Source organism: Actinomadura coerulea, from assembly GCF_014208105.1.
GTDB lineage: Bacteria > Actinomycetota > Actinomycetes > Streptosporangiales > Streptosporangiaceae > Spirillospora > Spirillospora coerulea.
On sequence record NZ_JACHMQ010000001.1, the window covers coordinates 1,200,980 to 1,226,718 of the forward strand.

Here is a 25,739-nt window from a genome sequence, read left to right on the forward strand (position 1 = left end):
GGAAGGGGGAACTGATGGCGCCGCCGCGCATCCCAGCGGAGATGTTCCAGTTCACCACTACTGAACGCAGCGATCTGCACACCGCTGTCATGTACGCGTTCGGAGACGCCAACGAGCGTCTGGAGACCTTCCTGACCTTCGACCAGGTCCGCGAACGGTTGCGGGCGATCGGCTGGTACGCCCCGTTGGACGATGCCGGACTGAACCGGACGCTCGGGCAGCTCGTCCAATGGAAGCTCCTCGACGTGGTGCAGAACCACGCTGGCGCCTACGCCACCGCCGAGGAGTACGAACGCAAGAACCTGCAGTACTCGCTGACCCGCCGCGGAGAGGCGGCGTTCGCAGGAGTCCAGCACGCCCTCACCGTCCTCGAGTCCTCCGGTGCCCTGCAGACGGCCGTCCTGGACGCGATCGCCGACCGGCTCGGCGAGCTCGACACGCTGCTCGGTACAGCCGACGCCGCGATGAACCGCCGGATCTTCACGACGCTCCAAGAACTAGAGGGCCACCTGGACGCGCTGCGCAACAACACCAAGCAGTTCAACGGAGAACTGCAACGGCTGATGCGGGCCGAGGGAGCCGACCTCGCCACCTTCCACGAGGTCAAGAGCGCGACCATCGTCTACCTCCAGGAGTTCGTCATCAACCTGGACTCGCGTGCCGAAGCGGTCAGGGCCGTTCTCGCCCAGGTCGAGCTGCGGGGCGTCAGCGTCCTGCACCAGAGGGCGCTCATCGGAGCCGAGCTGCCGCCCAGTCCGGGAGCCGATCCGGCGGTGCCGTGGCTGACCGCCCGCCGAGCCAAGTGGGACGGCCTGCGGCTGTGGTTCCTGCCCGAGGGCGACGGCGTCCCGCGCGTCCGCCAACTGCACGACGTGGCACGCCGGGCGATCGTCTCGCTGCTCCAGGTGCTCGACCGCATCACCGAGTCGCGACGGCGCTCGTCCAGCGCGGCCGCGGACTTCCGGGCGCTCGCCCGCTGGTTCGCCAACGCCCCGTCGGAGCAGGACGCGCACCGGTTGTGGGGAACGGCCTTCGGACTGGCACCGGCCCGGCACGCCCACCTCGCCCACGAGGACGCCGAACTGATCCCCACCGGCGCCCCGTGGGCGGAGGCGGCGCCCGTTCATGTCTCCGCACATCTGCGCACGAGCGGCCGGACCGAGCACATCGGCCGTACCGCGAAGGTGCGCGATGTGGCCGCGGTCCGCGCCGCGCGGAGGGAACGCGCCCGCCGCGAACGGGCGGAACTCGAGACGGCGTGGCGGCGGCTCTCCACCGGCGGGCGGGTGAAGCTGTCCGCATTTGGCACGCTCGAGCACGACACCTTCCGGCGGCTCCTCGATCTCCTCGGACGGGCCCTGGCGGCACGCCCCGACGCGAGCGGCCTTCGCCGCGCCGTCACCACAGACGGACGAATCGAGGTCATGCTCTGGCCGGCTCCCGACGGTCCCGGCGTCGAACTGCACACCGTGCGGGGACGATTCACCACCCCGGACTACCCGGTCGAGATCCGCTTCGTCGGTGGCGGCCCTGCAGCGGCACGGGAGGCGTCCCGCGCATGAGCACTCTGGCGAACCAGCTCGTCAAAGCCGAGAAAGAGGAACTTTCCAGGGCGATCCGGGTCCTGCTCGGGCGGCCACTGGTCTCCCTGCACACCGACCCCGAGGACTTCGACCTGATCCGCAGGCGCCACCAGGCTCTCGCCCGCTGGTTCGACTACTACTGCGGATGGCGGCTGCTCGTGGAACCCCGCCTCGGCTACGCGCGGCTGGTCAAGGTGAGGGAGACGGCGGACCCGAGCCGTCCGGCCAGACGACGGCGCTCGACCCGGGCCCCGTTCGACCGGCGCCGCTACACCCTGCTCTGCCTGATCGCGGGCGAGGCCCTCGCCGCACCCGTGACCACGATCGGGATGCTCGCGCAACGTGTCGTCCAGGCCGCGGCCGCCGATGAGCACATCCCCGGGTTCGATCCGGTGCGAGGTGACGAACGCGCGGCGTTCGCGGACGCCTTGCGGCTGCTCGAGCACTACGGGGCGGTGACGGCCGTCGACGGCGCCACCGACTCCTACGTCGACAGTGCCGAGGCCAAGGTGCTGTACAGGGTGGACACCACCCGCCTGCTCCGCCTGCTCGCGGCGCCGGTGGCACCATCGGCTGTGGCGGAGTCCTCAGACGACCCCGTGGCCTGGCCCGACCTGCGGGACCTGACCGTCGAACGCAGGTACGGGAGCGCCGCGGCCCCCGGTTTCGCCGACGGAGCCTCGGAAACCCAGCGCAACCTCTGGGCCAGGCATTCACTGCTGCGCAGGCTGCTCGACGACCCGGTGGTGTACCGGGCCGACATGACCGCCGCGCAGCTCGCCTACGCAGGCTCACTGACCGGCCGGCAGATCCTCCGCCGCGCGGCCGAGGAGGCGGGCTTCGAACTCGAAGAACGGGCCGAGGGCTACCTCCTGATCGACCCGGACGCACTCGCCTCCGATGGCAAATTCCCCGACGAGGGCGCCCACGCCAAGGTGGCCGCGCTGCTCCTGCTCGACGTACTGGCGGCTTCGTCCGGGACCCGCGCGTTCAACGGCCTGGTCGAGGAGTCCGGCCGGCTCCTTGAGCGCTTCCCGAGGTGGGCCAGGGCGTACCAGTCGGACGGGGGAGCCGGACGTCTCACCGACGACGCGGTCGCGGTGCTCTGCGATTTCGGGCTGGCGCGCCACTCGGGCGGGGCTACCGGATCCGTCCAGCTGCTGCCCGCGGCCCTCCGCTATACCGTCGACCGCGAGGAGACATGATCGTTACCGTATCCGGGGAGGACGAGGCGAGCCCCGCCCGATGGCAGCCCACGCGGGCCGGCATCCTCAATGTCTGGCGCTACTACGACGAGGTCTTCGAGTTCCACCGCGGGCGCCTGCTTCTGCGCGGCCCGAACGGGAGCGGGAAGTCCAAAGTCCTGGAGCTGCTACTGCCCTACCTGCTGGACGCCAGCCTCAAGCCCAACCGGCTGTCCACGTTCGGCGGCAGCGAACGGACCATGCACTGGAACCTCATGGGCGACGGCCATACCGGCAGTACGAGAGTCGGGTATGTCTGGCTGGAATTCGCGCATCCAGGAGGCGACGGGGAGGAGCCGCGCTGGTTCACCTGCGGTGCCCGCCTGCAGGCGACGGTCAACACCAAGAGCGTCACCGCCGCCTATTTCACCAGCGGGCAACGGGTCGGAGGCCACGGCGGCCTGAGCCTCACCGGTGAGAACGGTCAGCCTCTCACGCGAGCCGCGCTCGATGAAGCGCTCGGCACCCTCGGAACGGTTCACGGGGCGGCCGACGAATACCGGACGGCGGTGCGTCGGACCCTCTACCGGGGGCTGACCGAACAGCGCTACGACGCATTGCTGACGGCACTGCGGCAGCTCCGCACGCCCAAGCTCTCGGAACGGCTCGATCCCGGCCTGCTCTCCCAGCTGCTGTCCAGTGCCCTGCCACCGCTCGGCGAGGGCGAGATCCACGAGATCGCCGAGGGCTTCGAGCGGCTGGACCGCCAGCGGGAGGAGCTACGCCGGCTCGACGAGCACGTCGCGGAGGCCGGACGGCTCGCAGCGCGGCAGCGAACCTACGCTCAGCGAGTGCTGCGCGCCGCGGCCGCATCCCTCATCTCGGCGACGACGACCATGGACCGGCTCACCGGCACGGCCCGCGTGGACAAGGAAAAGCAGGCCCATGCCGTCGCCGAGCACGCCGCTTCCAGCGCACGCCTGGAAACGGAGGAGCACCGGGAACAAACCCTCGGAGCCCGGATCGAGGGGCTCCTCGCGAGCCCGGCCTACCAGGCCGGTCACGAGCTCGATGAGCTGCGGGAGAACGCGCGCAAGGCCGAGGACGCTGCCGGGGAGGCGCGCAAGATCGCTGAGCGTCATGCCGCCGACGCGCGACGCAGGCGGGAAGAGGCCGAGCAGGCCGCATCCGATGCGTCCCACCGACGGGCACTGACCGAGAAGGCCCGCGAAGAAGCCGCCCGCGCCGCGGAGCGCGCAGGCTTCGCCGCCGCGCACCAGGAGGCGGCGGACTGTCTGGCTCCGCTCGTACGCTCGCCGTCCACCATTGATCCGGACGATGCCGCAGGCGCGACGAGCCGGGCACGCGAACTCCTGCGCGCGGCGACGACCAGCCGCGAGAAGCAGATCGCCGAAGTGCGGAAGGCGATCGAGGCCCACGAACGCGCCCGCGAACGCCGCGCCGAGGCCGAGGCCGAGCGCGACCGGAGCGGGACCCGGCTGGAGAGATCGGTAGAGGCGCGCGAGACGGCGCGAAGCGAGTACACGGCGATCCGGAAGGCCCTGGCGGCCGAACTGGCCCGGTGGGCGAGCGCCTGCCGGCACCTCGCCCCGCTCGACCCCGAGGCGCTCGCGTCCGCCGTCGAGAACGAACGCGACTGCGACGAGATCATCTTCACGGCCCGCGCGTCCGCGATCGAAAGGAGGGCCGCGGAGGAGAACGCGCTCCGAACCCGACGGGGCGAGGAGGCCAAGGAGTTGGACGTCCGTGTTCACCGCCGCGCCGTTCTCGCGGGGCACACGGCGGTCGCACCTGAGCTCCGGTACACGCACACCGCCGACCGAATGTCGAGGCAGGGCGGTCCGCTCTGGCGGCTCGTGGCCTTCGCCGACGGGGTTCCACTGCCGGCCCAGGCCGGAATCGAGGCCGCCCTGGAGGCCTCAGGGTTGCTGGACGCATGGGTGATGCCGGACGGTGCCGTCCTGACCGACGAACCGGACACGTTCCTGTCCGACCGTCCAGCTGCCCCCGCCCCCGGCATGAGTCTCGCCGACGTACTCGTCGCCGAACCGGACACCGCCGTCGCACCCAGGGTGTTGCGAACCGTACTCTCCGCCGTCGCCCTGGAGATCAGTGCGCCGGACATCGATCACCCCGCCGTCGTGGGGACGGACGGGTCCTGGCGGCTCGGTCCCGCGTCGGGCCGGTGGAACAAACCCGAGCCCGCGTTCATCGGGGCGACCGCCCGGGAACGGACGCGGCGCCGCCGCATCCAGGAGCTCGACGCCGAGATCGAGGAGCTGACCGCGCGGATCACCGAGATCGACGGGCTCCTCGGGCGCCTGCAGGAGGCCAAGGCGGCGCTCGGCGCCGAGCTCGGCGACAGGCCCTCCCACCGGCCGCTCAACACAGCAGCCCGGGCGTTGGCCGAGAAAGAACGCAAAGTCGCCGACCATGGCGACCAGCTCAAGCGAGATGAGGAACGGCTCGGCGATCGGGAGGCGTGCCTCAAGTCGGCGCTGAACGCACTCGCCCTTCTGGGCGCGGAGCACGATCTGCCCGTCCAAGCCGGCGTCCTCGACGGTCTCGCCGACGCGGTGCGCGACGCGCGCGAGGGCGGCACCGTTTGGATCGAGCACTGCACGGCTCTGCTGACCGCCGATGCCAGAGCACGCTCCACGTCCCAAGCGTCGGACGACTACGCGCATACAGCCGCCGAGTCCGCCGAGAGGGCTGCGGAAACGGCCGCACGAGCCGAGGCGCTCGCCGAGCGGGTCGCCACGATCGACGCGTCGATAGGGGTCGAGCACCGTCAGGTCCTCGAACGGCTCACGATGACCAGGCAGGAGCACGGCGAATGCCGCCGCACCTGCCAGAGCATCCGGACCGAGCTCTCTGACCTGCGCGAACGCATCGGCGTGTTGAAGGAGTCGGTCACCGCCGCGGAGCAGGCACGCGACGACGCCGTGGCCGCCAGGGACCGGGCGGCCGCGCGTTACCGCCATCTCGCCGCAGGGCACCTGGCCGCCGATGCCGGCCTCGGCGCGAAGCCGTCGCCCGACGGTGGTGTCAAAGCGACCTTGGAGAACGCCCGCGCGGTCGCGGCGACGCTTGAGCGGACGCCGCACGAACCCCAGCATGTGAGAGATGCCGGAGCTCGCCTGTCCGAGGCCATGCACCATGCCCGGGACGTCCTGGCGGACCAGGCCGACCTGGAACTAGTACCGGACGAGGGCGTTCAGATCCTCACGGCGACGATGAGCGGGGTCCGCGTCGGAGCGGCCGAGCTGAGCACCGCCCTGTCCGAGGAGCGAGACCGGCGACGCACCGACATCACGGACAAGGAACGCGACCTGTTCGACCGCACCCTTGCAGGTGACACCCGGCGCCATCTTGCCGACCGGATCCGGCAGGCCGGTGACCTCGTGGACGGTATGAACCGCCGCCTCTCGCGCGTGCGGACCGCGTCCCAGGTCGCCGTGCGACTCGTCTGGGAGGTCGACCCGCAGCAATCGGCCGGTATACGCACGGCCCGGCAACTCCTTCTCCGCGACCCGGCCGGGCTGGGAAACGAGGACAAGGAGGCCCTGTACCGTTTCTTTCGAGACCGGGTCGAAGAGGCGAGAGCAGCGAACACCGCCGCGAGCTGGGAAGAGCAGCTGATGCAGGTGCTCGACTACACCGCCTGGCATCGTTTCACCGTGCGTCTCGAACGCGCCGATGGGAAAGGCTGGCAGGACCTGACCCGCAAACTCCACGGAGCGCTCTCCGGCGGAGAGAAGGCGATCGCGCTCCACCTGCCGCTCTTCGCCGCCGTGGCCGCCCATTACCAGACCGACCCCCGCTGCCCGCGGTTCATCCTGCTCGACGAGGTGTTCGTCGGCGTGGACACCACCAACCGCGGTCAGGTGTTCGACCTCCTGGTCAGCCTGGGCCTCGACCTGGTCCTGACCTCGGACCACGAGTGGTGCGACTACCAGGAGCTCGACGGCATCGCGATCCACCAGCTCATCACCGGCGCCGACGGCGATGGTGACAACGCGGTCACCACCGCCCGTTTCATCTGGGACGGGCACCGCACCCTGCCCGCCGACGACGGCCTGTTCCCGATCGAGGACCTCGATGGCGATTCCTGATCGGCTGCGCTCCTCCGACCTCCTCCCGTTGTGGAAGGAACTGCACCGGCGGTTCTCCTCAGGCGCCGCGGTGAGCAGAGTCACGCTCAGCGGGCTTGGCGAGCATCACCGTGCCGCGCTCGCGGACCTGCTCGGCATGGACAGGTACCCGCCGTCCACCCTGACCATCGCGGTCGTCCGGCTGGACGCCGTGCTGGGCGAGGCCGCCGGCTGCGACACCCGGACCGCCACCGAGGCGATCATCGGACCGATCGGAGACCGGGCGGCCGAGCGCCGTGACCGGGAACGGGAGCGCGCCGCACTCTGGAGTTGGCTGGCCGGACATCCGGTCGTCGCCGCCGAGCCGGCGCTCCTCGACTGGGTCGCCGACGTCCGGCGCCGCGGCCTCGTCGCGGGCTCCCTCGAAGACACCCGTAGCATGCTGGAGCAGGTCCTCTCGGTGCTCGTCGCGCTGCCCGCCGACGGCCGCCCGCTCGCCGCCTTCGCGAACGACGCACTCGGCGATCCGCACGCGCTGGACGCCGGCCGTCGCGTGTCCGGTGCCGTCATGAAAGCGCTCGCCTCCCTGTACGGCATCGCCCCTCCCGGCGACGCGTCCGAACGCCGGGCGCTTTGGGAAAGGGCCGGGGTCGCCTGTGACTCCTTGTCCACCACGGTGCTCGTCGCAGGACTGCGCCCGAGCGGCTCGGGTCCTCTCGCGCGCTCGCTGAACCTCTGGGCGGATGCCGGACAGGCCTCCGTTGTCACGCTCGCGCAACTCGTCGAGGCACCCGGCCTGGAGGGCGTCGGATCTTCCGTGTGGGTGACGGAGAACCCCACGATCGTCGCCCTTGCCGTCGAACGCCTGGGCGAGCGATGCCCGCCGATGGTGTGTTCGTCGGGCTGGCCCAACAGTGCTGCCGTCCGTCTCCTCCGAGGCCTCGCCGCCTCCGGCCACACGCTCCGGTACCACGGGGATTTCGACGGTGAGGGCCTCCGCATCGCCGCTTATGTCATGGCCAGGACGGGCGCGCTGCCCTGGCGGATGTCCGTAGCGGACTACCTGACCGCCCTGGCCGACGCGTCGGGGCCCTTCTCTCCGGCCGGCCGTGTCTCGGACAGTCCCTGGGACACCGAGCTCGCCCGGTCTCTCGCCACTCACGACGTCGCGATCGCGGAGGAGGCCATGGCCGAGTGCCTCCTGGGCGATCTGGAGAGAGCAGCGGGCAACGTCGGGAACCCAGCGTGATCAGCGACGGAGGTCGCCGCCGCGGAGGCAGTCGGTGACCGGCCCATCGCCTCAGCAGGGCCGGCGACCGGACGGAGTTTTTCGGTCCGGCCGGGGGCCGCGGTCATCGGTGCTCTGCCCCTGCCAGCGACCACTCGAACCTCGTCCCGCCGCCCCGCAGGCGGCGGCGCCCGGCCCGGCGGGTGCCCTCCAGCGTCTGCACGTGGTGTGACTCCATGAGGAAGTTGCGCGCCTCGTCGGCCTCGACCAGGTCGCGGCCGACCGCGATGGGAGCGAACCCCTGCTTGGGGATGTAGACCCATCGGCCGCGATCCCAGTCATAGGGATCGAACCAGTGGTGACGGACCGTTCCCGACACCCGAACCTGCGCCCCCGTCCGGGTCACCACGAACGAGCCCCGCGAGCGCAGCAGGCTCACCCTGCTGACGTAGAACAGCTCGGTGCCGATGAACGCGTTGATCCGCACGTCCCAGCGGTCGTGCACCCACGACGAGGCGCCGTCGCCCAGCCGCCTCGCCGCCCGTTCGATCTGCCGCTCGAACCGCCGCTGGTTCTTGCGCTCGGCCCGCTGGATCGCCCTGAACGAGCGCAGCCAGCGCAGGGACATCCTCCTGGGGGCCCCGGCGCCGTCCATGAAGTGCTCCAGGAAGTCGCCGGCGACCGGGTGCACCTTCCTGCCCTCGGCGATGATCGAGCGGAACAGTGTGACCAGCTCCGGGGCGGACATGCCGGTCCGCCGCCGGAAGCCGATAAGGAACAACCTCGTCCGTCCACCCATCAGCGGTCCCGCCCCCCTGTCAACCGCATGACCGTGGATATGGCCGCGCCTCGGGCGTAGGAGCGTCTTGCCGCGCCGCGACGGCGAGGATGGCGGCGGTGACGGCGAGGACCAACAGCACCGCCATGCCTCCTATGACGAGGCCGCGGCGGCGCTTCGCCTTCCGGGCGGCCTTCGCCGAGGCCGCGACGAACTCCATCACGGTGGGGCCGGGAGTAGGGAAGCTGTCGGGATCGCGTTCCCAGCGTGGCCCGGCTTCCTGGACCGCCAGCAGCCGGGCGCCCCGGTAGAGGAACGCGGAGTCGCGGCCGTGGTCGGCCCACCGTCCGGCCTCCTCGACGAGCCCGTCGTACAGCGCCTGCGCGGTCAGGTCGGGTTCGAGCCACTGGCGCAGGGGCGGCCAACCGGAGAGCAGCGCGTCATGGGCGATCTCGGCGCCGTCCTCGTCCAGCGTGAGCAACCGCCGCCCGGCGAGCACCGACAGCAGCGCCCCCACCCGCTCCCGCCGCTCCGCCGAGCCCGCCGCCGCGGCGGCGTGGATCTCCGCCAGGGTGGCACGGCGCCGCTCCGCCCGCCCGCCCGCCGTGAGGACCATCAGCCGCCGGAAGACCCTGAGCGCCATCTTGCGGTCCTCCGGCGGTAATCCGGCGAGGACCTCGTCGGCCGTCCGCCGCACCGAGTCGCGAACCCGGCCCGACTCCTCGTAGCCGCGGATGGTGAGCCGGCCGTTCTCGCGCCTCTCCCACGTGCCGAGCAGCGCCCGCGACAGCCACGGCAGCGCTCCGGGCTCGTAGCGGCCGTCCGCCGCGCGGCCCTCGCCTAGCTCGCTCAGGGCGAGGTCCACCAGGCCGGGCTCGATCTCCAGCCCCGCCGCGGCCGCGGGACCCGTGACGGCCAGCCGCAGGTCCGAGCCCGTCATCGGCTCGACGATGACGTGACCGTCCTGGAGGGCCTCGGCGAACTGCGGGTAGGCGGCGCACCGGTCCCGGTGGGCCGCGCGCACGCCGATCACCACCCCCGCGCCGCGTGGGCCGTCGGCCATGGCGTGCAGGGCGTGGACGAACACCTGGCGCTCCCGCTCGTCGTCCACCAGGGTGAACAGTTCCTCGAACTGGTCGACCACCAGGATGAAACGCCCGTCCGGTGCGTCGGTACCGGAGAGCTCGGACGGCAGATCCCGGGGATCGCGGCACAGCCGCTCACGCACCGCCTCGACCTGGCCGCCGAAGGCCCGCACCCAGACCTCGGCCAGGGCTCGCAGCGGGTCCGCCGTCGGCGTCATGAGCAGGCACGGCCAGCGTGCCGATCCGGTGAGCGGCGGCGCCCCCTCCGCCAGGGCCGGCATCAGCCCCGCTCGCAGCAGCGATGACGTGCCGACTCCGGAGGAGCCCGAGACCAGCAGGATCGTGCCGCGTTCCTCCAGCCGCGGGCCCAGACGGCCGAGAAGGTCGCGGGTGGCCTGCGCACGCCCGAAGAACACCTCGGCCTGCTCGGGCTCGAACGGCGCCAGACCTTGATAGGGGGAAACGTTCACCTGACCCATCGGTCCATTCTTTCACCACCCGCCGCACCTGATCGATAAAGGTCCGAATTCCGACCGGAAATCGACGTTGTCGACCAGCGTGAGCGCGGCCACGGATTCGCAGGTCACCGACCATTTCCACGAGGTCCGGCCCGTACCGCACCGCCCGATTCCGTGCCCTCGCTGCGCCAGGGCCGGCGAATCGGAGGGAAGGGCGGCCGGCGCGCGGGAGCGCCGGCGTGTCACGGTCTGACGAGCTGGGCGGTGACGGTCGTGGGGAGGCGGGTGACGTCGGCGAGACGGACGGCGACGACGGCTCTGTCGTCCGCGAGCAGTTGCAGGATCAATGCGTCCTTCACCTGCCGGGCCGCTGCCGCCCCGGGCGGCGTCCATCGGATCGTGACCCGGTCGCCCTGCCGGACGAGGAGCTGGTTTCCCTTCGCGCAGGCGATCGTGGTGATGAGCCGGCCGCTGAGGGCACCGGCAGGCAGCTTCGGCCCGAGCGAGCCCCTGTCGACCTCCGCTCCCTCAGGCAACGCCTTCAGCGTGTAGCGCTGCGTCAGCTCCCTGCGGTCCCGCTTCAGGTCGTCGGCGGTGACCTGGTGGAACGGCGGCAGTGCCCGGCTGGTCTCGGCCGGCTCGGCGCGGACGCTCTGCCAGGTGCCGGTCACCGCCGCCGTGACCAGCAGCGCCACGGCCAGCACGAGCCCCAGGTCCCGGCCGAGCCGGGGCAGCCGCTCGGTGCCCGACGTCGCGGTGCCATCGGGAGCCTGGCGACCGGCCGGCGGGGCGGTTCCGGTGGACGCCGGGGCTCCGGGAGCGATCCGGGTCTCGGGGGCGGGCGGAGTGCTGCTCGCAGGCGGGACGGGCTCCGGCGGCCGTTCCGGTGCGGGTCCAGATTCCGGCGGAGCATGGACCAGCGTGATCGTCTGAGGCGGCTCATCCGACGGGTACCGGAGGGAGTCACCGCGGTCCGCGTCCGGCCCGGCGCCGACCCACAGCTTGCGGAGCTGGGTCCACTGGGCCCGTTCCTCGTCGTAGCTGGTCGGCAGGCGCAGGCCCGCCGCCTCCAGCAGCCGCCAGCGATGCACGTCGAAGGCGGCGCGTATCTGGTTGGCGTAGGGGACCGCCGCGCGGGTCGCGGCCAGGCAGCCGAGCCAGAAGACGGCGGCGCCCGCCAGCAGGACCAGTGGCGCGACGTACCAGGGGAGGAGGAGCGCGGCGAGGACGGGGCCGGTGACCGCGAGAACCAGGCCGAGGACGCTGATGGTGATCATCAGTTCGAAGTCCGCCGCGACGGCGCCGAAGGTCGCCCGGAACGCTTCCGGGAGCGTCCCGTACAGCCGCGGCCAGACGATGGCGGCGGGCAGCCCGTACTGGCGCAGTGGATGTTCCTCAGCGGCGCGCAGGATGTTCCCGAGACGGGTGGAGCGCACTCTGCGCGCGAGGCGCGGGTAGTCGAGCGGCCAGGGCCCTCCGGCCGTGTCCAGCTTGAGGCGTGCGTGGACGCGCAGGTGGTGCCGGACGTAACGCCGCTCAAGCCGTTCCGGCCAGTAGCCCTCGTAGAGGCGCACGATCTGCGGGCGGACGGCGTTCAGCAGGTGGGCCAGCATCGTCGTGGCCGCGAGTAGAGCGAGCCCGGCCAGAACACGCAGGTCGGCGGGTACCGAGTCCCATGCGTCGGTGACCGTGGTCCAGCCGAGTCCGGCCGCCGCCAGCGCGAGCAGCACCGCCAGCAGCACGAACAATGGGATCCATGTCGTGATGACCAGGCGACGGCTCAGCAGCCCGGCCGCGCCGTCCACGAGTCCCGCCATCCCGCTACTCCGGCCTGAGCACGTCGCCGCAGTGAACGCATGCTGTCTCACCGGGCTCGACGTCGTCGTAGTGCTCGATCCTGGAGCAGGAGGCGCACCGGACGGCCGACGGGCCGACCCGGCCTTCGTGCGGCCCGGGAATCTCCGTGTCGCTCCTGACCGCGCCCAGCTCCACCAGGGCCGTCGCGAGGTGGTCGGGGGAGACCACGTGCTTGACCCTCTGCGCCTGGTCCACCAGCACGACGAGTATCTGCTTGGCCGCCGCGCGCAGCGTCACCTGCGGATCGGCGCGCACGTCCGCGAGCGAGGCGGACTCCGCGAGGACGTGCAGCGGTAGGGCGCCCGAGGGTCCGGTGGCCGTTTGCGGCCGCCCTTCGGAATCCACCCTGACCGTGATGCCGGGACCGGCATTGTCGTCCTTCAGGGCCAGAATGAAGTCGTCGGTGGCGAGTGCGGAAAGCGGTGGATTCTGCAAGGGCCGTGAACCTTTCCGGGAAGGAATCTCAGCATAATGGGCTGAAGGCGGCGGAGTTCTTGCCGTCGTGTCGACCGGTCGATCGAGGAACTCGGTGAAAACAGACAAACGTGATCCGGTCGCCCGGACTTCACCGAAGGGCAGAACGAACTGGATGCGCTGAAGTCCGCGATCATTGCCCGGCTCGACCGGGTCACCGAGTCGCGGGCCCTGGCCCCGATGCTGGAGCCCGAGGCCGAAACGCAGGCGCGCCGGCTGGCGGAAGCGGTCGGCACCGCGGCCGGGGAGGATCTGCACGCCCGGTTCCTGCTCGGCTGGTTCCACACGTACCGGTACCAGGCCACCCCCGAAGTCCCTTCCTGGGCGGACCTGCCCACGGCGGTGGCGATGTTCGCGCCATGCCTCCTGGCCGGGATCGATCCGGAGCGACTGCCGGAGCCGCTGCTGCCCGCGATCGTCAGGGAGGTCGTTCCCACCGCCGTCGAGCGGCTCGAACGAGCACTCGCCTCCAGCGACCTGGACCTCATCACGGCCTGCGCGACGCTGTTCGAGCGGATGATCGCGGCCACCCCGGACGACCGTCCCGAACAGGCGGTCTTCGTCTCCTGCCTCGGCAGCGCACTCGTGGCACGCGCTACCCGCACGGGGACGACCGAGGATTTCGACGAGGCCGTTCGTGCGGCCGAGAAGGCGCTGGAGGCCGCCACTCCGGGGCACCCCCATCGGGCGCTGCTCGCCTCTAACCTCTGCGACGTACTCAGGATTCGCCACGAACAGACCGGGACGAAGGCGGATCTGGCACGGGCGGTGCGAGTGGGCAGGCTCGCGCTCGCCGCGGCCTCCCCGGACGCCCCGCACTGGCCCGCCCACGCGTCCTCCCTCAGCAACGCGCTGCGCATCCTGGCCCAGGAGACGGGGTCGGAGGCAGACTCGGCGGAGGCGGTGCGGTGGAGCCGCGAAGCGCTCGGACACGCCCAGGCCGGTGATCCCCGGAGACCGGGGCTGCTGTCCAACCTCGCGGCGGCGCTGATGACCCGGGCACAGGTGGCCGGCTCCACCGCGGAACTCGACGAGGCCGTCCTCCTTCTGGAGGAGGCCGGAGCCGCCGCCCCGCCCGGCCATCCCGACCACGCCGGTGTCCTGTCGAACCTGGCCACCGCCGTCCGGCTCCGCTTCGACCGCACCGGAACGGTCGCGGATCTCGATGGTGCCGTCGACCGGCTCACCGCGCTGCTGGGATCCCTTCACTCCGACCACGCCGACCGGGCCCTGTTCTCCCTCAACCTCGGCGGCGCCCTGCTGGACCGGTTCGAACGCGGCGGTGCGCCGGACGACCTCGACGCCGCGACTCGTCACCTGAGAGCGGCGCTGACCGAGATGCCTCCCGGTCATCCGAGGAGAGCCCTCGTCGCATCCGAGGTTTCCGTCGCCTTGCGGAGGCGGTTCGAGTGGACGCGCTCCACGCGGGACCTCGACCTCGCGGTGGAGGCGGCGGAGCAGGTGCTGGCCGCCCTTCGACACGGCGAATCGCACCCGCTGTCCCGTCTCGCCTCCTCCTACGGCCTCCTGCACCTGCGTTTCGAACGGACGGGAGACGCCAGCGGGCTGGACGAGGCCGTCACCGAGTTCGCGCGCATGGTCGACGCGACTCCCGGCGGCCCCGACCGTGCCGGGTACTCCTCATCGGTGAGCATGGCCCTGCTGGCGCGGTTCGAACGAACGGACGCCCTACCCGATCTCGACGAGTCGGTGCGCTTCGGCAGGGAGGCCACCGCCCACCGGGACCATCCGAAGTTCGCCTCGCACTCCGCCGATCTGGGCTTCGCGCTCCAGGCCCGCTACCAGCGGACAGGCTCGCCGGCGGACCTCGACGAGGCGGTCTCCTGCTTCGAACGCGCCGCAGCCGCCTGCCCGACGGGTGGCCTGGAGTGGATCGTCCATACCACCGACCTCGGCAATGTCCTGCGAAGCCGTTTCGAGGCCACCGGGATGTCAGCCGATCTGGACGACGCGGTGCGTCTCTACCGTGAGACCCTGGCCGCCGACGCCTCCGGCGACTGGTCCCGGTCCCTGCACCTGGTCAACCTCGGTACCGCCCTGGCCGTCCGCTCCGCGCGGACCGGCGACGGCGCCGACCTGGAGGAGGCGGTACGCCTCAACCGGGAGGCGCTCGACCTGACGCCCGCCCGCCATCAGCGCCGGGCCCGCCGGCTCGCCGTCCTCGGCCGCGTCCTCGGCACCCGGTTCGAGCGGACGGGACGGCCGGAGGATCTCGACGAGGCCATACGGCTGTTCCGCGAAGCGCTGGCGGTCGGCGGCGAGAGCGCCGCCGAACGGGCCGCCACCATGTCCGGCCTGGGCACCTTTCTCCAACTGCGGTCCGAGGAGCGGGCCGACGCGGCGGACTTCGGCGAGGCGCTCCGCCTCCATCGCGAAGCGCTCGCCCTGACGCCCGCCGACCACAGGGAACGGGTATGGCGGTTGGGGGATCTCGCCGCCGCACTCGAAGACCAGTCCAGGCGGAGTGGTGATCCGTCCTGCCGCGAGGAGGCGCTCGACGCCTGGGGGGCCGCAGCCCGGCTCGCCGAGGCGCCTCCGTCCGCGCGCATCCGCGCCGCCTGGAGCGCCGCGCGGCGCTCGGCGGGGGCCCGGCCGTCGTGGGCCGCGGAGTTGCTGGCGGAGGCGGTGGAACTGCTGCCCACGGTCGCGCCCCGCGAACTGGCGCGCGGCGACCAGCAGCATCAGCTGGGCGGGTTCGCCGGGCTGGCCGCCGACGCCGCGGCTCTCGCGCTCGCCGATCCGGCCGTGCCCGTCCACGAACGGCCGGCCCGGGCGTTGCGCCTGCTGGAGGCCGGGCGCGGTGTCCTGCTCAGCCAGGCACTAGAGGTCCGCAACGACCTCACGGAACTGGCCCGGGTGGCTCCCGGCCTGACGGCCCGGTTCGTCTGCCTCCGCGATCGGCTCGACGACGTCCCGTCCCCTCTGGAGACCGCCGAATCCGCCAGGACCGTGAGCGGACGGGAAGGAGTGGACCGCCGGAGGCTGGCCAGGGAACTCTCCGCCGTCATGGACGAGATCCGGTCCCTGGAGGGCTTCGGCTCGTTCGCCTTGCCGCCGTCGGTGCGGGAGCTGCGCGAGCAGGCCCGGCACGGCCCGGTCGTGGTACTGAACGTCAGCCCTCTCCGCAGCGACGCGCTCCTGCTCACACGGGACGCCATCACCAGCCTCCCCCTCCCCGGGCTGACCCCCGATGCCGTCCGAGATCAGGTCGTGTCGTTCCACGAAGCGCTCGCCGTGATCGCGTCACCGGGCACGGCGCCGGACGAGAAGAAGAAGGCGGAAGAGCGGCTCACGGGGGTCCTGCGATGGCTCTGGGACGCCGCCGCCGGCCCGGTCCTGGACGCTCTCGGGTACGACGGCCCTCCCGCCCGCGGGGAACGGCCACGGCTGTGGTGGGTCCCCGGAGGGCTGATGAGCCTGCTGCCCCTGCACGCCGCCGGCCACCCCACCGACGGTCCTGGCGGGCGAATGGTCCTGGACCGGGTGGTGTCGTCCCACACGCCGACTCTGACGGCACTGCGCCATGCCCGCCGCCGCACCCATCTCCAGCCCGCTGGAACCGAAGCTCTGATCGTCGCGATGCCCACCACTCCGGGCCTGCCCGGGCACGGACGGCTCGGCTTCGTCCGCGAGGAGGCGCGGATGCTTGCCGATCGCCTGGAAGGGGCGACCTGCCTGACCGAGCCCGAACCCGGGTCGCACTCGGACGCGACTCCCACGCTGTCCACGGTCATCGCCCACCTGGCGGACCATCCCGTCGTCCACTTCGCCTGCCACGGCATCACCGACGCCGCCAATCCCTCCCGCAGCCGTCTGCTTCTGCACGATCACGAGAGCGCCCCGCTCACCGTGGCATTACTGGGTTCCCTGAATCTCCACCGAGCCCGCCTGGCGTACCTGTCGGCTTGCGAGACCGCCGCCACGGCCAGCATCAGGCTCGCCGACGAGGCCGTCCACGTCGCCTCCGCCTTCCAGCTCACCGGCTATCCGCACGTCATCGCCACTCTGTGGGCCGTGAACGATATGGTCGCCGCCGGAATCGCGGACGCCTTCTACGCCACGCTCACAGCGGGCGGCCCTCTCGACCCCGCCCAGGCCGCCTACGCCCTGCACCAGGCCGTACGTGCCGTACGCGACGCCCATCCCACGAGGCCGAGCCTGTGGGCGGCGCACATTCACACCGGCGCCTGACCGCCGAGAATGGCCGACCGTCGGAAATGCGGTTCTTCGTGAACCAGGTCCACGGATTGCAGGAGGGTGATGTTGCCCCCGTTTGACGGGCGCGGATGTTGAGAGAGGTAGGGTTCGGCGATCTTGTGAAGGAGATCGTTTTCGTGCCCAAGCCTTACCCGCCAGAGTTTCGTCGGCGTGCCCTGGATCTGCTGGAGTCGGGACGATCGGTGCGGGACGTGGCCGCGGCGCTGGGCATCGCGGAGTCGTGCTTGCACCGCTGGAAACGGCGGGACCTGATAGAGCGTGGCCTGAAGCCGCTCAGCCCCGCAGAGGCCGAGTCCGCTGCCCTGGCCCAGGCCCGGGCACGGATCGCCGAGCTGGAGAACGAGGTCAAGATCCTGCGGAAGGCCGCCGCGGCGGTCGAGCAGGTGGTGCCCCCAAAAGCCCGGTTCGCCCTGGTAGCCGAGCTGGCCGTTGAGGGCGTCCCGGTCAAGCAGGCATGTCTCGCGCTCGGAGTGTCCCGGTCGGGCTTCTACGACGCCCGCACCCGACCCCCCTCGGCGCGCGCCATCCGTCAAGCGTGGCTGACCGACCAGATCACTGCCATCCACCAGGCATTACGACAGACCTATGGATCGCCCCGAGTGCGCGCCGAGCTCGTCCAGGGCCAGGGCGTGGCCGTCTCGCGCAAGACGGTGGCGGTGCTGATGCAGCGGGCCGGCCTGGCAGGGCTGCCCCTGCGGCGTCGCGCCAAGCGGGTCCCCGCCGCGGCAACGGTCACCGACCTGGTGAAACGCGACTTCCACCGCGATGGCCCCAACCAGCTGTGGGTCACCGACATCACCGAGCACCCCACCCGCGAGGGCAAGCTCTACTGCTGCGTGGTCCTGGACGCCTACTCCCGCCGAGTGGTCGGCTGGGCCATCGATTCACGGCAACGAGCCGACCTGGCCACCTCCGCTCTCGGCATGGCAATTGACTCCCGCGGCACCGCCGGACAGATCCCTGACACGATCATCCATGCAGATCACGGCACCCAGTTCACCTCATGGACCTTCACCGAACGCGCACGCCGAGCCGGACTCCTACCCTCCCTGGGCACCGTCGGCGACCCCTACGACAACGCCGTGGCCGAATCGTTCTGGGCACGCATGCAAACCGAGCTACTCGACCGGCAACGCTGGCGGACCCGCGTCGAGTTCGCCAACGCGATCTTCGAATACATCGAAGGGTTCTACAACCGCCGCCGACGACACTCCGCCCTGGTCCACATGAGCCCGATACAGTTCGAAAGCACCCACCCGCTGAACCTGATCTCCTGACCAGCGAGTCCGTGAAACCGGGGCAACATCAGTCTGGTTGAACGAGGGCTGGGGCCACGTGGAGGTCTCAGGGGCGTTCGTCGCGGAGCCACTCGGGGAAAGACATGCCGGTCACTGCCTGCCAGCCGGTCCGCGTCTCGGCAGGTGCGTGGGCGTGTGCCCGACGCAGGGCGTTGATCGCCAGGTCGATGTGCTGGTCAGGGCCGTCATCGGGAGCGCGGAGAATGGCCTCAGCAAGCGTTCTGGCCGCAGCATGGTAGTCCTCGGTCATGACCTGAACTGAGCCCAAGGTCGCGAGCATTCCGCTGAACTCGCGCTCGTAGCGTCCCGGCTGCAGATCGGCAAGCTCTCGATAGATTTGGACCGCGTCAGTCGCTTCCCGGACCGCGTCGTGGAATTGCCCGAGGGTGGCAAGGCGGGCGGCATAGTTCGCGCGACACCTGGCGAGGCCAGCGAGGTGCACCGCCGATTCGGCGGCGAGAGCAATCATCAGCTCTACTGCCCGCCGACAAGCCTCTGCCGCCTTCTCGGGACGGTGGAGGGCCGCCAACCGGTTTCCGAGATTGCTGAGTGTCTGAGCCTCTCGGGAGAGGAATCCTTTACGAACGTCATCGGGAAGCTGCTCGTAGATCTCCATGGCCTCCTGAAGAGACCGCAGGGCCTCCTGATGCCTGCCGACGCTGCCGAGATGCCCGGCGAGGTTGGCCAGGGCACCTGCCACACGGGGAAGGTTGCCGCGAGGATTGGTCTTGGCCAGCGTGCGGTAGAGACGGACCGCCTCAGCTGCCGCCCCGAGAGAGTCACGACCAGCGCGCCGGAGATGGGCCGAGTAACTGTTCAGCGTCGTTGCGAGCAAGTACACATGGGCATCTCGGTCGTGCTCTGAGAGCCGCCGGGCGACCGTCACGGCCTCTTCCCCGACGGCAACGGCATGGTCGTGAAGTCCGTTCTCGCTCAGGCGGGCGCCCAGTGTGTTGAGTGCCTGGGCGAGGCCATCAAGGTGGGTACCGGGATCAGAGGCTTCGATGGTGCGATGGATAGCCACTGCTTCCTGACACGCAGCTAGTGCTTCATCGCCGCAGTTGAGTTGGGCGAGACTGATCGCGTACGAATTGAGCGCCATGGCGAGGTCGGGAAGATGAGCGCTCGCATCGTGCTGGGCCATTGCCCGGTACTCCTCGATCGCCTCGGCGTGGGCCTGGAGGGCGTCGCGGGGCTGGCCAGCCTCGTTAAGGTGTGCAGCAAGGTTGTGCAGGACCTGTGCGCGGAGGTCTCGAGCTCCACCTGGCAGAGCATCGGATAGGGCATTGAGCTCCTCGAGTGCACGGCCAGCGACCACTGCAGCGTCTTCGTAGAGCCCGATGGCTGCCAGGCGGTTGGCGAGATTGTTCCTCGCCGTCGCGAGAGCCTCCATGTGGGACGGAGATTTTTCTTCGACTTCGTCCAAGGCTCTCGCGAGGTCGATCCAGACTTCGACCGCCTGTTCGGCAAGTCGTTGAGTGTGATCGGGGATCGCTGTTGCCACCGCCATTAGGGCGTCAGTTGGTGGGGCCGGGGATCTAATGAACTCGGTCAGCGCCCGCACCAGGGCGGCTGGGTCCTCGCTCTGGGCGACGATGGGGATGGCGAGTGGGGCGAGGTGGTGGAACTCAAGCAGCAGCGGTGGAAGGAGCTCTCCGACGTCATCTTGGTGGACCGACGTACGGGAGAGGACTGTAAGCGCATACTGGGCTTGCTCGGCCGAGGCGGACGTGAAGAGTGAGCCCAGCACGCCTGAATCCCGACGCAGCACGCGAGCGATGTGATGCTCACCCAGAAGGTCGGGCTCCAGGCCGCCCCATTGCTGGTCATCCACCGAGGGATAGAGGTCGCGCCACCAGCTGGCGGCGCGGAGACGCATATCATGCGGCTGATCGGATAGGCCTGGGACGGAGGTGAGTAGGGCGAGGGCCTCCTTTCGGCTCGCCGCACCGAACAAGGTGGCGGCTGCAATGGCGAGGTCGAGCGTCTCCCGGTGGATGGTGACCCCGTAGGGTGACGCTGCGGTCATCCAGTAGCGTCGCTCGTGTTCGAGTAGGACCTCTTCGTAGGGGGAAGACGGGGGTAGATCAACCGGCTGCGTCACTTGCAACAAGGTGGCCAGGGCTGCGATCTGCAGCGCGAGCGGTGACTTGTACCTGGGATGGGATAGGTCACTGGGCGGCGGCAAAGACTTTGCGGGCCGGTGCTTGCTCGGGAGCGCATCTCTGAGATCGGAGAGAGCTTCCTGGAAGGCATCGTGGCGCCCCTCCACAGTCTCCTCGAGGGCCGATAGCCGGAATACACGAACCTCGTCCAGGAACATGCCTGCGTCCGGGGCGAGATCATCCTTGAGCTGTTGCCACCATTCGCCTTCCGACCGAGCAAGAGCCAGGATCCGAAGCGCTGGTCCGCTATGCGCCACTGCAGCCAAGACAACATTACGGAGCTGCTCCGTTCGCGTCTCGGCATAGTCGATCACGACAAGCACCGGCTCCTCGTTGTCGCGGAGAGGCTCGTAGGAATCGATGGCCCGTTGCCGGAGCCAGATGGTTTCCCAGCCTTGGGCGCGGAGCCGAGATGCCAGCTCGCGAGCCAGCCGGGTCTTTCCTCGTCCGCCCGGCCCGGTGAGCAACTGCATCCCCGGCCCTACCCCTTCTCACCATCCAAGAAGGGTCTCGAGCTCGCCGGATCGACCCCGGAACCGCACCACCTCAGCTTCGGCCCGCAACAACGACGCGGGGGAGCTCTTTCGACTCGGCCGGCGGTAAGGCGTTCCCAAGTCAGCGAGTTCGACTGACTCGGCGACCGGAGGCATGCCTGTCTCTTCCGACCACAGCTCGCGGAAGCCTTCGTCCGGCAGGAGCCGCGTGACGGGTTCGGCGGTTAGCCTGTCGCGTGCGAACCTAGGTGTCTCGTCGGCGATCAGTCCAACAACATGCTCGCCAGAGACCACCGCGGCGCCGGACATTCCAGCCCAGGCCAGGCCTGCTGCGGGCGTGTCCGGCGCACCGCTGGACACAGAGATCTGATAACGGCCGTCAAGAAGTCCGGTCCCCAGGTTGATTTCCCCGCGCAGGTGCTCGGTGTCGCGCCTGCCATCCGGTTGCTCCTGAGACCACGGAAAACCGATCGCTTCGCATGGAACCGAGTACTTCATCGTGATGAGACGACCCCAACGGACGGGGGTGAGTCCCTCGGGCGGAACCCAGGTTGAGTCGATGATCCGCAACAACGCGGCGTCGACATCAGATCCCCACCACACGAGCTCGACCCGCAGTTGACGTCCGTTGGAGAGAGTACGCACGTAGGCGTCCTCCCCAGGACGGACAACGTGCTTGGCTGTGAGTACGAGTCGATCGGTGACCAGGAAACCGGACCCGAATCTGGATCCGTGGAGCACATCCACCACCCGGTGCGCGATCCTCACCGCAGCCGTCCCCCAGTCGTCAACGCCTTCGGTCCTGCCACCGGTGCTACGTCACCGGGGCGGCGTTGCTCGTACGGTGTCAGACACTTGCGGCGACCGGCCGGTGTGCATATCGCGGGGCTTAAGGGTCAACTTCACTCGGTGGGCGGCTGCGGTGGAGCTCGCAGTGGAACCTCCAGCATTGAGGACCCAGACCTTAACCCCACCGTCAATCTTGGCCTCGTCAGTCAAGGTTACGGTGAACTCAATCTCGATGTCGCCGAGCTCGAACTGAAGCCGATGAGCTTCGGCGCGCTCCATCGCCTCGGAGAGCTGACCCCGGATAGCCTCCACCGCACTAGCGAGCTCCAAGCTGCCTTCCGGCACGATTGCCCCGACCGATTCGGTGTCGTTCTGCTCGGAAGCTCTGCTCATCGACCACCACTCCTCGCACTGTCGTTCGAAGACGTCCCCGACCGACCTGGGCGCTGTGGGAGAACGTGCATAGAGCGTAGCCGCCAAGACTGACATCGGATGTACATACAGGGCGGTCGGGGGCTGAGGGCAGGCAATCACTGAGCCTTTTTCAGCGTGATGCGGTCTCGCGGAGTTGCAAGGTGTGGATGGCCTTGGCGAGGCGGCCGGCGCGGTGGGGTCAGCAGCGCAGCTTCCGCAGGATTCGCCATGACTTGAGCTGCGCGTTCGCGCGTTCGCCGGGTCCGCGGAGCTTGGCATGTGCGCGGTTGGCGTCCTTCTGCGGCCCGGGCTTGTCACGTCCCTTGTAGGGCGTGAGGATGTGCGCGCCGGCGCCCTGGTAGGCCTTGTCGGCCAGCACGAGCAGGCCGGTGGCGGCCAGCGCCCGGATGACACCCCAGATCCGGGCCGCGGTCAAGTCGTGGACCGAGCCGCGCAGCGGTCCCGACACCCACAGCAGTGTCCCGTCCGGTGCGGCGATGACCTGGAGGTTCATGCCGTGGCGACGATGCTTTCCCGAGTAGTAGGGCCGGTCGGCGGCGACCCGGTCGATCGAGATCAAGGTGCCGTCCAGCACCAGGTACGGCAGCCCGGCTTTGACCGCTTTGGCCAGGGCGGCGCCGAGTTTGGGCGATCGGGCGGCGAGCAGGTCGACGGTCTCGTTGACATAGCGCCACGCGGTGGTGGTCGACACACCGAATCCGGCGCCCAGTTCGGCGTAGGTCTCGCCCTTACGCAAGTAGACCAAGGTCATCAGAGCCTGCATGCCCGGAGGTAGGCGCCGGCCCTTGCTCCCGTTGACCTGGCGGCGGACGACACCGGTGGCGTAGGCCAGGGTTCGGCGCGACAACGGCAGCGAAGCACGGTACAAAAGCATGTGAGGCCTCTGGTGGGGACGGGACGTTGTGAGTGAAGCGCCCCGGGTTCGGTAGAGGCTTTAGGTTGTGGCTGTGACCTGTGGTTCTGTGTGGTTCTGGCGGTAGTAGAGGGCCTCGTATTCGTCGGGTGGGACGTGGCCGATCTCACCGTGGAGCCGGGTGGTGTTGTACCAGTCCACGTACTCGGCGGTGGCCAGCTCGACGCCGGTCAGGTTCTTCCACGGCCCACCAGGTTTGATCAGCTCGGTTTTGTACAAGCCGATCGCCGACTCCATCAATGCGTTGTCGAGCGCGTCGCCGACGGTGCCGATGGAGGCGTCGATCCCGGCGTCGACCAGGTGCGTGGTGAACCGGAAAGAGGTGTATTGCGACCCCGCGTCGCTGTGGTGCACCAGGCCGGGCCCGACGGGGCGGCCGGCGCGGTCGCGCCGCCACAGCGCCATGTCCAGCGCATCCAGCACCAGCCGAGTCCGCTTGGTGGTCGCCGCCGCCCAGCCGACGATGGCGCGGGAGAAGATGTCGACCACGAACGCGACGTAGACCACGCCGGCCCAGGTGGTCACGTGGGTGAAGTCGGCCACCCATCGGCGGTTCGGGCTGCTGGCGGTGAAGTCGCGGCGCAGCAGGTCGGTGGCCCGCTCATGCCCGTCGTCGCGGACGGTGGTACGGATCTTGCGGCCGCGGCGGGCACCGTGCAGGCCCAGCTCGCGCATCAGCCGTTCCACCGTGCAACGGGCCACGACATGGCCCTCGCGCTGGAGCTGCCGCCAGATCTTGCGAGCGCCATAGACCCGGTAGTTGTCGGTGTAGATGCGGGTGATCTCGGTCTTGAGCCACTCGTCACGGACCGCCCGGGGCGAGGCCGGACGCGACCTGGCGGCGTAGTAGGTGAACGGTGCGATCTTGGTGCCGTGCGCAGACAGCACCCGGCAGATCGGCTCGACCCCGAACACCCTCTTGAACGCGTCGATGAACGCGATCAGTACCTGGGTGGCCGGTCGAGCTCGGCCGCGAAGAAACCCGCCGCCGCCTTCAGGATCTCGTTCGCCCGCCGCAGCTCGGCGTTCTCCCGCTTGAGCCGCTTCAGCTCGGCTGATTCCTCGGTCGTGGTCCCCGGCCGGGCACCGGCGTCGACCTCGGCCCGACGCACCCAGCTGCGCACCGTCTCGGTCGAGGTGACTCCCAGCTTGGCCGCGACGGCCTTCATCGCCGACCACTCACTGGGGTAGTCCGGGCGGACCTCGGCCACCATGCGGACCGCGCGCCTGCGCAGCTCAGGGGGATAGGGGGACGGACGTGCCATGACTCGATCCTCTCAGGGAAACGAGCCTCCATCCGACCCGGGGCGCTTCACCGGGGCGCTCAAGCGGCTTGCTGTGCCTCTGGCTGGCACCGATGGGGACCAGCGGGGGGGACCACCGATCAAGCGCTGTGGCTGTACTTCGTAGCTGTACGAACGGGAAAAGGCCGGATCCGTGGGATCGGATCCGGCCTCTGAGCTCTGTCGGGACGGCGGGATTTGAACCCACGACCCCTTGACCCCCAGTCAAGTGCGCTGCCAAACTGCGCTACGTCCCGGTGCCCGTTTGAGCGGGCGTGATTACTGTAGCGCAGTCTGCGGGGTCGTGCGTACCGAGATGCGGGGGCGCGGATCTCTGGTAGGCAGGCCTGATGGTGCGTTTGCGGGCGGTGCTGGCCGGGGTCCTGGGCCTTGGGCTGGTGTGCGGGTGCGGGGACGGCGGAGGAGCTCGGTCGGTGAGCGGGAGTCCTGAGCCGGAGGGGTCCGTGCCGCGGGTTTCGGAGGTGCCGTCCAAGGCGCCGGTCGTGCGGGTGCCGGCGGGGGTGCGGGCCTCGTACGTGGTGTTCGACCGGGCCGCGGGGCGGGTGGTGGTCGCGCGGGCGGCGCGGCGGACGTTCCGGTCGGCCTCGGTCGTGAAGATCCTCATCGCGTTGGACTACATGGACCGGCATGAGGTGTCGGCGGCCGATCGCCGGTTGCTGGTGCCGATGCTGCGGTCGAGTGACGACGGGGCCGCCACGGAGTTCTGGCGGCGGGGCGGGCGAAAGCAGATCATCGAGCGGATGGTGCGCAGGATGGGGCTGGAGGACACCGCGCCGCCGCCCGCGGAGAAGCCCGGGTTCTGGGGGTACACGGCGCTCAGTGCGCGGGACGTGGTGCGGATGTATCGGTATCTGCTGGAACGGGCGCCTGAGGGGCAGCGGGAGTTCGTGCTCCAGCAGTTGCGGAGGTCGACGCCCTGCGGGACGGACGGGTTCGACCAGACGTTCGGGATCCCGCGGGCGGTGAAGCGGCCTTGGGCCGTCAAGCAAGGGTGGTCGGGGTTCGGGGAGACGCCGTCGGAGCCGTGCCGTGTGCGGCCGGCGGCGTGGCGGCCCGATCTGGGGCTGGGGCGGCCCGTGCTGCACACGACGGGGGTCGTGGGGGACAAGATCGTGGCGGTGTTGACGCTGCATCCGGCGGGGACGCCGTTCGGGACGGCGGCGGCGCGGATCACCTCGCTGACGCGACAGGTGACGCGGGTGACGTAGGTCACAGGGCGAGGAAGGGGTCCGTCTTGAGACGGTCACCGGAAGCGGTCGAGTTCGGGCGTGGAGGGAAAACCCGGGCAAAGATCTAGGCTCTTTGCATGGGCATGGGCGAATAGTCCCTCGCTGACGTAT

At 70.1% G+C, this 25,739-nt stretch carries 15 protein-coding genes, 1 tRNA gene and 1 pseudogene; 7 read left to right on the forward strand and 10 right to left on the reverse strand.

What is annotated here, in order from left to right:
* The first annotated feature begins 14 nt into the window (after window positions 1-14).
* Genes BKA00_RS05670 through BKA00_RS05685 form a run of 4 tightly spaced genes read left to right on the forward strand, consistent with a single transcriptional unit; the run spans window position 15 to window position 8,131 of the window.
* Window positions 15-1,562 (forward strand): TIGR02677 family protein, encoded by a 1,548-nt coding sequence (locus BKA00_RS05670; protein WP_185023907.1) that lies wholly within the window; start codon window positions 15-17, stop codon window positions 1,560-1,562.
* Entirely contained in the window at window positions 1,559-2,788 is a 1,230-nt protein-coding gene (locus BKA00_RS05675; RefSeq protein WP_185023908.1) for a TIGR02678 family protein, read from the forward strand. The genes BKA00_RS05670 and BKA00_RS05675 overlap by 4 nt, the downstream gene beginning before the upstream one ends.
* Entirely contained in the window at window positions 2,785-6,903 is a 4,119-nt protein-coding gene (locus BKA00_RS05680; protein WP_185023909.1) for a TIGR02680 family protein, read from the forward strand. Before BKA00_RS05675 ends, BKA00_RS05680 begins: the two co-directional genes overlap by 4 nt.
* Window positions 6,890-8,131: a TIGR02679 family protein gene (locus BKA00_RS05685; RefSeq protein WP_185023910.1), complete on the forward strand. Its 1,242-nt coding sequence runs from the start codon at window positions 6,890-6,892 to the stop codon at window positions 8,129-8,131. The genes BKA00_RS05680 and BKA00_RS05685 overlap by 14 nt, the downstream gene beginning before the upstream one ends.
* A 103-nt stretch (window positions 8,132-8,234) precedes the next feature.
* On the opposite strand, the gene BKA00_RS05690 is transcribed toward BKA00_RS05685, so the two are convergent.
* The 4 genes from BKA00_RS05690 to BKA00_RS05705 all read right to left on the reverse strand — a co-directional run bounded on the left by BKA00_RS05690 (window position 8,235) and on the right by BKA00_RS05705 (window position 13,020).
* Complete coding sequence (locus BKA00_RS05690; RefSeq protein ID WP_185023911.1) at window positions 8,235-8,858, reverse strand: hypothetical protein; 624 nt, start codon at window positions 8,856-8,858, stop codon at window positions 8,235-8,237.
* Between the two features lie 70 nt (window positions 8,859-8,928).
* Complete coding sequence (locus BKA00_RS05695; RefSeq protein ID WP_185023912.1) at window positions 8,929-10,452, reverse strand: nSTAND1 domain-containing NTPase; 1,524 nt, start codon at window positions 10,450-10,452, stop codon at window positions 8,929-8,931.
* Between the two features lie 221 nt (window positions 10,453-10,673).
* Entirely contained in the window at window positions 10,674-12,248 is a 1,575-nt protein-coding gene (locus tag BKA00_RS05700) for a hypothetical protein (protein WP_185023913.1), read from the reverse strand.
* Window positions 12,249-12,252: 4 nt separating this feature from the next.
* Window positions 12,253-13,020 (reverse strand): hypothetical protein, encoded by a 768-nt coding sequence (locus BKA00_RS05705; protein ID WP_185023914.1) that lies wholly within the window; start codon window positions 13,018-13,020, stop codon window positions 12,253-12,255.
* On the opposite strand from BKA00_RS05705, the gene BKA00_RS05710 reads away from it, so the two are divergent.
* On the forward strand, window positions 12,943-16,974 hold the full coding sequence (locus BKA00_RS05710) for a CHAT domain-containing protein (RefSeq protein WP_185023915.1): 4,032 nt from the start codon (window positions 12,943-12,945) through the stop codon (window positions 16,972-16,974). The two genes, BKA00_RS05705 and BKA00_RS05710, sit on opposite strands and share 78 nt — an antisense overlap.
* 143 nt (window positions 16,975-17,117) lie before the next feature.
* Window positions 17,118-18,278 (forward strand): IS3 family transposase, encoded by a 1,161-nt coding sequence (locus BKA00_RS05715; protein ID WP_185033740.1) that lies wholly within the window; start codon window positions 17,118-17,120, stop codon window positions 18,276-18,278.
* Window positions 18,279-18,345: 67 nt separating this feature from the next.
* Here the strand turns inward: BKA00_RS05715 and BKA00_RS05720 are convergent, their stop codons facing one another.
* From BKA00_RS05720 to BKA00_RS05745, 6 genes and pseudogenes are all read right to left on the reverse strand, one after another.
* Window positions 18,346-20,937: a tetratricopeptide repeat protein gene (locus BKA00_RS05720; protein WP_185023916.1), complete on the reverse strand. Its 2,592-nt coding sequence runs from the start codon at window positions 20,935-20,937 to the stop codon at window positions 18,346-18,348.
* An 18-nt stretch (window positions 20,938-20,955) separates the two neighbouring features.
* Window positions 20,956-21,726 carry a trypsin-like peptidase domain-containing protein gene (locus BKA00_RS05725; RefSeq protein WP_185023917.1) on the reverse strand — a complete coding sequence of 257 codons (771 nt, stop codon included), beginning with the start codon at window positions 21,724-21,726 and terminating at the stop codon, window positions 20,956-20,958.
* 51 nt (window positions 21,727-21,777) lie between these two features.
* Window positions 21,778-22,140, reverse strand: coding sequence for a trypco2 family protein (locus tag BKA00_RS05730; protein ID WP_185023918.1), 363 nt, complete (start codon window positions 22,138-22,140; stop codon window positions 21,778-21,780).
* Window positions 22,141-22,291: 151 nt separating this feature from the next.
* A pseudogene (locus tag BKA00_RS05735) lies at window positions 22,292-23,056 on the reverse strand (transposase family protein).
* Between the two features lie 60 nt (window positions 23,057-23,116).
* Window positions 23,117-24,360 (reverse strand): IS3 family transposase gene (locus BKA00_RS05740; RefSeq protein WP_244993769.1). Its coding sequence is split into 2 segments (ribosomal slippage): window positions 23,117-24,078 and window positions 24,078-24,360, totalling 1,245 coding nucleotides; the frame shifts between segments, so codons are not numbered across the junction.
* A gap of 201 nt (window positions 24,361-24,561) precedes the next feature.
* A tRNA-Pro gene (locus BKA00_RS05745) sits at window positions 24,562-24,635 on the reverse strand.
* A gap of 177 nt (window positions 24,636-24,812) precedes the next feature.
* Here BKA00_RS05745 and BKA00_RS05750 point away from each other — a divergent pair.
* Entirely contained in the window at window positions 24,813-25,607 is a 795-nt protein-coding gene (locus BKA00_RS05750) for a serine hydrolase family protein (RefSeq protein ID WP_185023919.1), read from the forward strand.
* Window positions 25,608-25,739: the final 132 nt, after the last annotated feature.